This is a genomic window from Pseudoalteromonas sp. S4741 (assembly GCF_005886135.1).
In the GTDB taxonomy this organism is placed as follows: domain Bacteria; phylum Pseudomonadota; class Gammaproteobacteria; order Enterobacterales; family Alteromonadaceae; genus Pseudoalteromonas; species Pseudoalteromonas tetraodonis.
This window is the reverse complement of record NZ_PNCN01000066.1, coordinates 1-10,267: the sequence shown is the minus strand read 5'-3', so window position 1 is coordinate 10,267 and position 10,267 is coordinate 1. Positions and strand designations below refer to the sequence as shown.

Below are 10,267 nucleotides of genomic sequence, written 5' to 3'. Positions count from 1 at the left end.
GCAAACACGGGGCGATTCAAGAGAACTATATTATGTATAAATATAAAAAAATACCCTTAATCAAAATGATTAAGGGTATTTAATTACATACTTAACTTATCTGCAATTCTAAGCAACTCTATTAGTTTAAAAATATTATATTAATAGGTCATAGCTTTAAAATTTGTAAGTAGCTTGTAGGTACGCAAAACGTCCAATATTATCGTAAATCGCTGAGCCTACACCTGTGCCAGTCGTACTTCCTGGTAAGCCACGATTGAATAAGTTATCAACACCTAACTTAGCACCGCTTAAATAATATTATTTTAAGTTAAACCAGCCAGTAATTGAGTATCTTGCAGCACGAGCAAATGGAGTTACATAAGAAACAGAATGTGGTAATTGCACATCAAAAAGGGATAAAACATTACTTTTAGGCATAAACGTCTCTGTCAGCTTTCCATCCATTTCATAAAAATGTAACAAACCACCCCAGTCTGGGTGCCACTGTGGTGTAAAACCAAAAACAAAAGCGATTGCTCTTTGCTTTGTAGGGAGTACATCATTATGTCGTGTCAAAAAATTTCCTGGTACATAGCGTGTTAGTTGCACACTTGCACTTTTTAAACCCTTTACACCTGTAACATCACTAATCAATTTTAAAACTTCTTGGCCATTAAGATAATTAAATAGCTCCTTTAGTAATTCATCTTTTTCATTCTGAGTTATTTCATATCGCCCATAAAAAAAGCCAACCCCTTTACTCGCATTTTCATAAATAGTCTGCTGAAGCGCTCTCATTTTATTGGGAGACATATTTTTTAATTCATCATCTGATGATTGAATATATTGGCCATTTAAAGAATATGCATTCAAATAAGGAATATTGTGTTTTAATTTTTCTGTAATTTTAGAAAAACCATCAAACTCTAAAACACTATCAACCATAATTCTCTTATTTTTAGAGTATTCCCTATGTAAATTAACTACATCAATATTTTTATTTAGTTGAATCATAAATATTCCAAAAATAAAAAAGCCACTAAAAAGTGGCTTTTAAATAAAGTTTAAGTTTCTAAGTTATTAGAACTTAATTGTAGCTCGTACATATACAAAGCGATCCATATTAACGTCGTACTCTGTAACAGAGAAGTTGTTAGTTGAGATTGCATAGTCATTGTTAATGTATTCCGGAGAAGGTTCTTTCGCGAATAAGTTCTCAACACCTAATGTTAACTTAGTATTGTAAGCATCTAGCGCATAACCTACAGATACATCATGTACAAAGTAAGAACCAATCTCAGCTGCCATTCCTGGGTAAAAAGGAGTGTATCCTACAACGTCATAATAGTTCTGCATACGGTCAACATAACGTGTTTGCCAATGCGCATCAAAGTCACCTTGAGACCAATCTAGAGCAAATGTGCCTTTATATTCAGGATAACCAGCATCACCATACTGTACGCCTACTTGATCTTCGCCATCGAACTCGTTTGTCATTACATAAGACAAATCAAGAGATGTTCTGAAGCTACCGTACTGAGTATCAAACTTGTATGCAGTATAAAAATCAATACCTTCAACATTGTAGGTACCTGAGTTTTGTAGGAAGTTACGTAAATCAACGATATTACCGTTAGCATCACGGTCAATGTAATCACAAGAAGATGCATTACTTCCTGAAGTACACTCGTTTAATATACGGTTAGAACCGTAACGACCAATTGAGTTTTCAACTTCGATATCGTAGTAATCGATTGTGAATTCTAAACCATCAACATAGCTTGGGTTATAAACAATACCAAACGTTTTAGATTCTGATTCTTCTGGTTGTAAATCTGGAGAAGAAACGCGAGTTTCACGGATCTGTGTATTAGCTTGCGTGTAACCATTTGGTACGCCAGCACAACCAGGTAAGCTTGGAACAACACCTGTATCAGCATCCGAATTACACGGGTCTGTTAATGTAGGGTATGCATCTGCATTACCTGCATATAAGTCAGAGATTGAAGGAGCTCGGTAACCTTCAGCCCAAGTACCACGAAGAAGTAAATCATCCATTGGACGGTATTCAACACCAACTTTAGCTGTAGAGTTGCTACCGTATGCGCTGTGGTCAGAGAATCTAATTGCTGGTGCAATAGTTAAACCATCAAATACTGGAATTGAAAGTTCTACATAAGCTTCATCTAAGCGGAAACCACCTGAAGTAGCATCACGTTGGTTACCTGAAGTTTCACCACTTTGAGTTAGTGGATCAGGCGTATCGTAACCTGACTCTTCACGACGTTCAAAGCCAACGGCCATACCTACAACACCTGCAGGTAACTCAAATGCATCACCAGCAAAGTTTACTGTGTAATCTTTAAGTTCTAAACCTTCACGAGAAACACTGTCAAATGTTACAAAATCAACCATATCTTGTGTAATTGAGCCAGCACCACCAAATAGGTTAAGTGGTACACAAGAAGTAGCTGCACTACAGTTGTCACCTAATGCTTGGTTTATACGAGTAAGGTTAAGTAGACCTGTTGTTAAAACGTCTTGGCTATTCTTACCATAAATGTAAGAAGCATCCCAAACCCAAGATGTATCACCAATACCGCCCTCTAAACCAACCATTGCACGGTAAGTAGTATCATTTTGTCTGTAAATACGGTTACCCGCTTCTACAAAACGACGTTGACCAGCAAATGGGATATAACCTTCTACACCTGAGCGAGAAGCATCACCATAGAGTGTTTCACCAAATGGGTTGTAGATATTATTTTCGTGGATGTCTACTCGGCTAGCGGCTGCACCAAAAGATGCACCAATTGTTAATGGCATCGCTGCAAGTAGCTGTGAAGATTTACGGTTAGTCATCATGAAATCTGATACGAAACGAACGTCATCACTTAAGTCATAAAAAGCTTGAACATAAAAACTGTTACGCTCTTGTGGCGTTGCAAGGTAGTTTTCAGGCGCGTAGTTGTAAACATCACCAGCTCGGTCACGGAATGAATCTAAACCTACAGCTGAACCTGCACCATTAGGAACTAAATCAAAACCAGCGTTTGACTCACCAGCGTTGTTTTCAGTGTAACCTTGAGCAAGTAAGCTATCACGAAGACCAGGGCTGATTGCACTTGAAGTAAGACGTAAACGGCCTTTTTCAGTTGTAGAACTGTTACCCATAGAAGAAATATCGCGATCACCAGCCCAAATTTCTTGTTGAGTTACATGGCTAGCATTAAACATTAAGCCGCCGCGGTCTGAAGTAGTACCAACAGTGATGTCTGCAGAATACTGACGACCATCGTTGTACTTTAAGTTTTCACCACCGTATACAGAAACCTCAACACCTTCAAAATCTTTACGAGTGATGATATTTACAACACCAGCAATAGCATCAGAACCATAGATAGCAGAAGCGCCGTCTTTAACAACTTCAACACGTTCAATCGCTGACGATGGGATTGTGTTTAAATCAACTGTAGAACCTAAAGATGAAACCCAGCGCTTACCATTTACTAATACAAGAAGACGTTGTGCGCCTAAGTTACGTAAATCCATGTTTGTTGCGCCAGTACCACCGTTATTAAAGGCAGTATTAAGTGCAGCACCCGCAGCTGGAATTTGTTGAAGAATGTCACCGATGCTTAATTGACCACTAACATTTAAATCATCACGGCTAAGAACTAAAACAGGGCTAGCACTTTCTAAATCAGTACGCTTGATGCGTGAACCTGTAACCTGAATACGTTCAACTTTTTCTGCGCCTTCTTCTGCAGCAAAAGAGCTTGCCGAGAAAGCAGCAGTAGAAGCTGCACCAAAAGCGATCGCTAAGCGAACTGCTTTTGAAACTTTGTTATTTAACATTTGATTCTCCCTAGAATACTATTTGTTTTTCATTTTCGACCACTTTTTGTTAATTAATTTGTGATCACGCTTCAGATGATAATACTATGAACACAAGATGGTCAACATTAAATTAACTTTAAAAGCACTTTGCATGACTTTTCATTATCATTTTTGGCGGTATTTTATTAGTTTTTTAAATTAATTTATGGATACGATTTAGAAACAAACTTGAGAATGAAAAACAACATCATGGTAACCAGTTGATTTTTATGAGTTTGAATAAATGATTTTTTAAATTACGCTTTGTATTCTTTTTAGATAAAATTGTAACCAAGGCCACAATTGTTAATTTACCTTTAAATTTTTTATTCACCTTTGACGTTTATAGGCGAATAATTAACTATAAAAGACTTTTTAAGCTCATAGTTAAGCTAAAACAATGAGGCTTGTGTAGATTCAGATGTTGTGTTTAATGCGCTTAATATCATTTGCGCAACAGGGTCGAGCTGTCTTTGAATGTACAGTGGGTAGTTCAGTATGTTTTTACCGTTATAAAGCTCAGCGCCGGTTACTGCGTAAACATATTCAATCACCTGCCCGCGTTTTATTTCAAACTCAGGATGATTCGCTTTATATTTTTTAACGGCTTGAACATGAGGAGGAATATTTTTGATGTAATCGTTAAGGTGCTGCCCTAACCGCTTTCTATATACTAATTTACGGTCGAACTCACCATCATAAAGTTTTTGAGTGTAGCTATTTATAATATCGTGCAGTTGTTGCACCTCGAAGTTGTCAGTAAATAAAGTCTCAAATAATTCGGTTTGAAACTCTTGTGCAAACTCAGTCCAATCACTACGTACCGTTTCCATACCTTTAAATACTAATTTTTTTTCATTATTTTTGGTTACTTGCCCTACATAACGCTTTTTAGAGCCTGTTTTTTTACCCCTAATAGTTGGCATAAAAAACGGGGTGTAATGAGTTTCAAATTCAATTTCTAAATAACTTTGTAAATCATAGCGTTGTTTTAAATCAGCTTGCCACATCGTATTAATATGATGAACAAGTTGGCAGCCAATTTCGTTGCATTGCTCAGGACTGGTATCTTCACTAAGTTTTACAAACGTAGAGTCGGTATCACCATATATCACCTTAAAGCCTTGCGCTTCTATCCATTTACGGGTTGTTTGCATTATCTCATGGCCACGCAAAGTAATGGAACTCGATAAACGCGGATCGTAAAACCGACAACCCTTAGAGCCCAGTACGCCATATAAGCTATTCATAATAATTTTAATCGCTTGCGAGAGCATGGGTTGATTAGTGTCTTTTGCTTCTTGGCGAGTTTGTGTCAGGTGCTCAATTAATTTTGGCAGGTGGTGCTGCGTTCTTGAGAATAACGCCTGATTAAATCCTTCAACCGCATGCTCTGGTGCATTTAACCCTGCGATTAAACCTAGCGGGTCAATACAAAACGTACGCATAATTGAAGGGTATAAGCTTTTAAAATCAAGTACCAAAACGTTTTTATACAGCCCTGGAGTCGACTCCATCACATAGCCACCGGGGCTTTCAAATGAGAGCCCATGATCGCCTAAATTGGGGGCAACATAACCACTGCGGTGTAATAACGGTAAGTATAAGTTTGTAAATGCGGCAACCGAGCCACCCATGCGTTCCAGTTCGAGCCCTGTTATTTGGGTTCTGACTATGGCAAATTCAAATAACTTTAATTTTTCGAAAATTTGATTAACCAAAATACAATCTTGGCGGTTATAAGCAGCAAGAGCGAGCTTGTCTTCATTAAATTGGCGTACAATTTCAGATAATCGGTTATCGGTTTTTATTAATTTAGATTCGTTAAGCACACGCTCTGCAACATTAGCTAACGAAAAGCTGTCAAATCGGTAAGTCGCATTTTTTAATGTATCAATGCCATCTATTACGCAACGCCCTGGGAGCGTTAATCGGGTGTAATGACCCTTATTAATATATAAAGGTTGATTATCTCGGCCAAAGTTTAGAGTAAGCCCTAACGCCTCTGCGCGTTCTTGCAATAAACTAAAATCAAAATCAATGACATTCCAACCAATAATAACATCGGGGTCATTATTTATAATGTACTGCTGCAGCTTGGTAAGTAGGTTAATTTCGTCATAGCACCAGTCTATTTCAAATGTCGAGTCGCTCTGCAGCTGCGGCTCACCTATCATCAATACGCAATCTAGACCATTTCCCACCAGTGCAACACTAAATAACACCCCGTCGCCATTGCATTCTATATCCAAAGAAACAGACTTAAGCGTTGGCGTATACTCGGTGTTTGCTTTTAGCTTTGCGTCACTAATTTCAATAAAGCCGTTTTGAGCTTTGGCGTTACCCGCTACCCACACACCTCCTTTAATAAAGCGCTCCATTAAAAAGCGGTCGCTGTGGCGTACATCGGCCTCATAAATTGGCATTGCTTGTTCTAGTAGAGTTCGCGCAGTATATAAACTATGTATGTCGTTGAAGTAACAAGCCACACATTCGCTGCCACTAAAATGGCACAACTCAACCTTATTAAACTGCGCTTTTATATTTGCCTGTGCGAGTAAAGTATTTGCAGTATGTTGCGCTGACAATGGGATGAAAAACACTGCCTGCTGGTTTTCAATAATAACTTTAAGTGGGCCCTGATCAGAGCTTAGCCAATAGCACAAAGTAATACCTTGTGCATTTTTAGCCGCGTATTGTTGCCTTGATAAAATAAAGCCCTGATAGATTGCTTGTGTCAATGTTCGATCCCACTTAATATATACACTGTAATTATATACATATTTTAGGTTAATCATCACATGCTATCGAGCTCACTTAAAAAAACAATTAGACAAGTACACCAGCATGTTGCAAATAACCTAACCGATTACCGTCCTCGCAGTAGTCAAAACTATTTAGTTGCTGAAATCGCCAAAACATTAGCCGGTGAATACCATAAAAAACAACGTATTTGTGTTATTGAAGCAGGCACAGGCACCGGAAAGTCATTAGCTTACTGCCTAGGCGCTCTACCACTGGCATTAGCACAAAAAAAGAAATTGGTTATTTCCACAGCTACTGTGGCTTTGCAAGAGCAATTAATCGCTAAAGAGCTGCCGTTTTTTAAAAAGCACTCAGGGCTCGATTTTAAATTTGATTTAGTAAAAGGCCGCCAACGTTATATTTGTGCACACAAACTTCATAATGCGCTAAACAGCGATAGCCAAACTCAAATGGAGTTTATGCCTACCCTTACATCGCCATTAAGTGATATGGAAACTCAATGCTTAAAGCAACTTTACGATGCCTATATCAATAAAAAATGGCAAGGCGATAGAGACAGCTGGGCCGATACCATTCCTGATAGGGTATGGGGGCTCATTGCTTGCGATAAGCATGCTTGCCAACGCCAGATGAAAGCACACCAAACATGCCCGTTTCAACTGGCTCGCCAGCAGTTAATGCAAATGGATGTTTTAGTTATAAACCATTCGTTACTGTTAGCCGATTTAGACTTAGGGGGCGGAAAAATTTTACCCGAGCCCGACAACACCATTTATGTAATCGATGAAGCGCATCACCTTGCGCATATTACCCGGGATTTTTCATCTGCTGCGGCTACAATAAAAGGCACGATAGATTGGCTCGACAAACTCACTAAATTTAGTGGCAAAATGGCCAAAGTGTTAGTGGGTCAAAAAGGTATTGGGCAAAACTTTAAGTTATGCGATAGCGTTAACGATGCTAACAAAGATTTAAAAGTGGTGCGCGATATACTCGACAACGCTGATTTTGAATATTCAAAAGACGATACCTATCGCTTTGAACATGGTGAAATACCTAAATCGTTACACGCAAAAGCAAAAGACATTAGTGAGGCTACGCTTGATGCTTTACGGTGTTTGAATAAAATGCACGACACCCTCACCCAAGATGTAAGCGACGGTGATATTAAACCTTATATTGCCGACCCCATTCTGGCTGAAAGTGGGCAATACATAAACCGATTAGAGCAACTTAATAAATTATGGTTTAGTTACGCAACTAAAGGTGAAGGCACGCCGCATGCGCGTTGGATAAAACGACTTGAATATAAAAGCCATCATGATCACTTGCTTAGCGACTGCCCCATTGAGGTCGGTTACTATTTAAAAGATAAGCTGTGGAGCGAATGCGCTGGAGCCGTGTTATGTTCAGCCACCTTGAGCGCACTCGGTTCATTTGATCATTTTGCCTATGAAAGCGGCCTTGCCAAAGAGGAAGGGGTAAAATTCATTAAAGTCCCCTCTCCGTTTGACTACCCAAAACAAGCCACTTTACGCATTCCGGCCTCAAGTATAGAGCCAACAGATAAAGAATTTAGCGATCATATTGCTAAAACATTACCCGATTATCTAAACACAAAAAAAGCCAACTTAGTGTTATTTGCCTCTTACTGGCAAATGGACCATGTAAGTAAGTTTCTTAGAACAAAAGGTTTTAACTTATTAGTACAAGGTGAAATGTCACGAGAAACTTTACTCAAATTACATACTAAAAATATTGATGAAGGCAAAGGCAGTATTTTATTTGGCACCCAAAGCCTTTCTGAAGGGCTTGATTTACCTGGGAAGTATTTAGAAAACCTGATTATTACCAAAATTCCGTTTGCGGTGCCCACCTCGCCAATAGAAGAAGCACAAGCAGAGTTTGTGCAAAGTAAAGGCGGTAATCCGTTTTTATCGATAACCGTGCCAGACGCAGCAAAGAAATTGGTACAAAGCTGTGGTAGACTGCTGCGCAAAGAAAGTGATGCAGGCACAATAACTATTTTAGATAGACGCCTAGTCACCAAACGATATGGCAAAGCCATGCTTGACACCTTACCACCTTTTAAAAGACAAATAGATTACTGATGTTTGAACTTGCACTCGACCCAACAACTTGGGCTATTTTATGTGGCGTTGCACTTTTAGCGGGCTTTATTGATGCTATTGCTGGCGGCGGTGGATTACTTACTGTACCAGCACTGTTAACGGCGGGATTGCCTCCTCATTTAACCCTTGGCACTAATAAATTGGCCGCCAGTTTTGGCTCGTTAACCGCCAGTATTACCTATTATAAAAAACAGTTATTTAACCCACGATTTTGGTTTGCTTCTATTATAGCTACCGCCATAGGTGCTTTGTTAGGCACACTTATTGTTGATCATTTAAGCATTGAGTTTTTAAATAAACTCTTACCCATTATTATTATTTTAGTGGCTTGCTACAGCTTGTTTGGTAATTTAAGTACCACACAAAGTGATGATCTGCCTAAATTAACCCGCACAATAAAAGTAAAACAGTGGCTACAAGGATTAAGCCTAGGTTTTTTTGATGGTTTAGCTGGTCCTGGAACGGGAACTTTTTGGACTGCCTCAAACGGTATGCTTTATAAAATGAGTTTGCTACTCAATTGTGGTTTGGCGCGTTCAATGAATTTTGTTTCTAACTTTATCTCGCTGATCACCTTTGTTGCACTTGGCCATGTTAACTTTTTACTGGGAATTACAATGGGCTTCTTTATCATGCTTGGTGCATGGTTTGGCGCACATTCAGCTATTCGTTTTGGCAGTAAATTTATTCGCCCAGTGTTTAATACTATGGTTATACTTTTAGCATTAAAACTAATTTACGAGGCATACTTTTAACATGCAATCTGCTGCTTTAGACAAACTACGCCAACAAGTTGCTACGCTTAAGCAACAGGCAGAGCAATTTGATAAAGCAAAATTATTTGCTAAAAACCGGTATATGCAGGCACAGCCGAGCTTATTTGACAGAGGCGTATTTAGTACCAAAAGCATGAACTTAGCCGACTATGTAGTAGAAATAGAAGATGAAATAGCCAGCCTACCACCGAGCGAACACCGTCATGCCTACACCTATGCACTTGAGCGCATTGCCAGCCAGGTACAAGCGGTCTTTAATGTAATTAAATCGACCCCTATTTGGGTGAAAGAAAACAAAAGTCATTTTAAGCCTCGTGCCAAACAGCCTATTTACAAACAAGCAGTGCAAAAAATCATGCAATCATCCCATGAGTTATATGATGAACTTAAACAAAACCATGAGTTTGAACGCCGCCTGGTATTAATGATTGAAGAGCGTAAATTGCAAATGGAAAAAGCATCACCAGCGCAAGCGCAAAAGCTTAATCAAGAAATTTTAACCACTCATGCACGACTCGGCCGTTGTAGAAAAGCAATTTCTGCCACCGAAGACAAAATTCAACAAGTAGAAAAACAACAGCTACGCTAATGCAGCTTTTTTATCACCCTCTGTACTCGCAATTAGAGTTACCTGAGCGCCATCGCTTTCCAATTAAAAAGTATCAGCAGCTTAAGCATGAAGTTGAATGTCTAGGGTCTGTTGACCTTTGCAGATTAAAATTTGTTCAAACT

General features: G+C 38.9%; 6 protein-coding genes. 3 read left to right on the top strand and 3 right to left on the bottom strand.

The window, feature by feature from the left end:
* Positions 1 to 300: 300 nt before the first annotated feature.
* The 3 genes from CWC30_RS10815 to CWC30_RS10805 form a co-directional block, all read right to left on the bottom strand.
* Entirely contained in the window at positions 301 to 996 is a 696-nt protein-coding gene (locus CWC30_RS10815) for a 2OG-Fe(II) oxygenase (protein ID WP_036953878.1), read from the bottom strand.
* 66 nt (positions 997 to 1,062) lie between these two features.
* On the bottom strand, positions 1,063 to 3,840 hold the full coding sequence (locus CWC30_RS10810; RefSeq protein ID WP_138627065.1) for a TonB-dependent receptor plug domain-containing protein: 2,778 nt from the start codon (positions 3,838 to 3,840) through the stop codon (positions 1,063 to 1,065).
* A 413-nt stretch (positions 3,841 to 4,253) separates the two neighbouring features.
* The gene (locus CWC30_RS10805) at positions 4,254 to 6,602 is read right to left on the bottom strand and encodes a DNA polymerase II (protein ID WP_138627064.1); all 2,349 of its coding nucleotides are present in this window, start codon (positions 6,600 to 6,602) and stop codon (positions 4,254 to 4,256) included.
* A 60-nt stretch (positions 6,603 to 6,662) separates the two neighbouring features.
* Between CWC30_RS10805 and dinG the strand changes: the two genes are divergently transcribed.
* The 3 genes from dinG to CWC30_RS10790 are packed head-to-tail and all read left to right on the top strand — an operon-like array spanning position 6,663 to position 10,124.
* Positions 6,663 to 8,738, top strand: a complete 2,076-nt coding sequence (gene dinG / locus CWC30_RS10800; RefSeq protein WP_138627063.1) for an ATP-dependent DNA helicase DinG — start codon at positions 6,663 to 6,665, stop codon at positions 8,736 to 8,738.
* Positions 8,738 to 9,514 carry a TSUP family transporter gene (locus CWC30_RS10795; protein ID WP_036982008.1) on the top strand — a complete coding sequence of 259 codons (777 nt, stop codon included), beginning with the start codon at positions 8,738 to 8,740 and terminating at the stop codon, positions 9,512 to 9,514. Before dinG ends, CWC30_RS10795 begins: the two co-directional genes overlap by 1 nt.
* Before the next feature lies 1 nt (position 9,515).
* On the top strand, positions 9,516 to 10,124 hold the full coding sequence (locus CWC30_RS10790; RefSeq protein ID WP_036982007.1) for a primosomal replication protein: 609 nt from the start codon (positions 9,516 to 9,518) through the stop codon (positions 10,122 to 10,124).
* The last annotated feature ends 143 nt before the right edge of the window (positions 10,125 to 10,267 follow it).

Bases quoted from the DNA above. Each gene is read 5' to 3' on its own strand.
- dinG (WP_138627063.1), top strand. From the start codon at position 6,663: ATGCTATCGAGCTCACTTAAAAAAACAATTAGACAAGTACACCAGCAT.
- CWC30_RS10790 (WP_036982007.1), top strand. From the start codon at position 9,516: ATGCAATCTGCTGCTTTAGACAAACTACGCCAACAAGTTGCTACGCTT.
- CWC30_RS10815 (WP_036953878.1), bottom strand. From the start codon at position 996: ATGATTCAACTAAATAAAAATATTGATGTAGTTAATTTACATAGGGAA.
- CWC30_RS10810 (WP_138627065.1), bottom strand. From the start codon at position 3,840: ATGTTAAATAACAAAGTTTCAAAAGCAGTTCGCTTAGCGATCGCTTTT.
- CWC30_RS10795 (WP_036982008.1), top strand. From the start codon at position 8,738: ATGTTTGAACTTGCACTCGACCCAACAACTTGGGCTATTTTATGTGGC.